This window comes from Pseudogemmobacter sp. TB195, from assembly GCF_058313095.1.
Genome location: NZ_JBZEGG010000074.1, coordinates 1 through 2,065 on the forward strand (window position 1 = coordinate 1; position 2,065 = coordinate 2,065).

2 protein-coding genes are annotated in these 2,065 nt (G+C 52.7%); both read left to right on the forward strand.

The window, feature by feature from the left end; all coding sequences use genetic code 11:
- Nucleotides 1–222 precede the first annotated feature (222 nt).
- Nucleotides 223–918, forward strand: a complete 696-nt coding sequence (locus AC4FS3_RS28570) for a S24 family peptidase (protein ID WP_491023350.1) — start codon at nt 223–225, stop codon at nt 916–918.
- Between the two features lie 4 nt (nt 919–922).
- Nucleotides 923–1,354: a hypothetical protein gene (locus AC4FS3_RS28575; RefSeq protein ID WP_491023351.1), complete on the forward strand. Its 432-nt coding sequence runs from the start codon at nt 923–925 to the stop codon at nt 1,352–1,354.
- The last annotated feature ends 711 nt before the right edge of the window (nt 1,355–2,065 follow it).

The window sequence follows — 2,065 nt, forward strand, 5'->3', positions numbered from 1 at the left end:
CCAGCCATAATCTGGTCCTCCTGAAAACGGGATAAGCATATCCCTGTGGGTGGACCACTTCAGTGGGGGCATCCCAGCAAGGGTGATGAGGTGTGAATATTCCATGCGCCCTATAATGCAGATTTGCATCTATTGTGCAATACTAATTTACATCACTTCGGAAACAGACTGTGCAAATTCACATCAGCTTGTGCAAAGGCGCGTTTGGTGTAATTTTACATCATGCCCACACCAGCAGAGATATACGAAGCCCTAGAGGCAAGACGCGCTGAGCTGGGCCTCTCCCAGGCAGACATTGGCGCTCGCGCCTTCGGCCGTGCAGACAACGCAGCTTTTCAGGCCCTTAGGCGAGGATCGTCACCCTCTGCGGACAAGCTCGCGGCTCTTTGTGGTGCGGTAGGCTGGGAATTCTACTTTGGCCCCCCCCGCGAATCCGGTGCGGTTGAGAAGCTGATTATTGACAGCGATGAGTATGCGCACGTGCCGCTGCACGATGCTCTCGTTGCGGCGGGCAATGGCTCGTCTAACGGCTCGGAAGCCATTGTGGACAGTTTAGCGTTTCGCAAAGACTGGCTGAAGAGGATCGGAGTCACATCGTCCGCAGCTCGATTGGCTCGCGTTCATGGCGAAAGCATGCAACCAACTTTATGGCACGGCGACGTAGTCCTAATTGATACGAGGGCAACCGCGCTTGCCGTTCGGGCTAAAGACGGCAGAGATCAGCGCCGCTCACCTGTTTACGCGCTAATCGACGCAGGTGAAGCGCGAGTGAAGAGGGTGCAGCGGCTCTCAGAAAACTCTATTCTCTTGCTTTCAGACAACCCTGATTATGCTCCGGAACTGCGGCAAGATGCGGACCTTGCTGAGGTTAAAATCATAGGTCGAGTGGCTTGGTCTGGTCACACCTTGAAGGATTAGATGCATGAGGACTTTCATTCACGCGGGTATAGCCAGTGCTGCCATACTGGTGGAACCCGCCCGCTCGGAAGTTTCCGAAGCGATCAGTCTTTCGCTAGATACACAGGCTATCATCGCACAACACCTGTCAGCACGTGTGGAAACACGCGACTTCATCACATCTTCGCTGCAAGGTTCGTCCTCTGGTGACATGACACATGTGTGCGGGCTGGTACTGGTAAAGCGCGGCACCATGTATGCTGAGGATCCAGTGCCATTTTACGTATTCTTCGCGAATGCTGCCCCGGATATAGGGGCAGCTCTCGTAGCGAGGCCGAATACCACGCAATCCATCAGGGAAACCTGCGCGGAAAAGGGTGACCTGCTAAGGGCTGACTGGACCGCCAGCAAGGCATCACAAGACAAGGGATGGCGCAGCTGGGTTCCGGGCTTTTAGAAATTGGCTCCCGTGATGACGCAAGAATCTGTTCCAGGTATCAGTTGATCCTTCTGGGCGCGAAGACCTGTCAAGATGTTGAAAAAATAGAATATTTTCAAATCTGGACGCGGACAGCCCAACTTGGCAGAAAAGTTCCAGGTTCCGATACTGCCTAAGCGGATCACTTCGGACCATCCTGCGCCATATGCCCTTGATTTATTGACATCTTGAACGCCTTCGACTGCGCGCCTGTTTGGCCCTCAAACAGCCTTGAACGCCCCTTAAACGGCCATTTTCGTGCCTTCCTGCATGACACGCCGTTTTGGTCTGATTTCAGGCCTCGAATCTTCGGAAACCCCTGTTTTTGTTGACCTGTCCGGGTTCTTCCGAGGTCAGTTGGGGTCTTCCGGTATCCCTGAAAGAATAGGTGTCACACATCATTCGCGTGATAGATTCTGGCTTGTGCCAGAGCCGGAAGGTGCGATCCAGCCACTTCCCGAACATGCAGGAGGACATGCAAAGAGTAGTCATCTTTGCAAATTGTCCAATTCTTTCAAGGGTATATGGCGGACAGTGAGTGCGTCAGATCCGATCCGGAATCTAATATTATTGTTCAATAATAATAACTTAAAGTCTAAGCGTGCAGCATTTTGTGGAATGCCCCCACTGAAGTGGTCCACCCACAGGGATATGCTTATCCCGTTTTCAGGAGGACCAGATTATGGCTGG

Bases quoted from the DNA above. Each gene is read 5' to 3' on its own strand.
- AC4FS3_RS28575 (WP_491023351.1), top strand. From the start codon at position 923: ATGAGGACTTTCATTCACGCGGGTATAGCCAGTGCTGCCATACTGGTG.
- AC4FS3_RS28570 (WP_491023350.1), top strand. From the start codon at position 223: ATGCCCACACCAGCAGAGATATACGAAGCCCTAGAGGCAAGACGCGCT.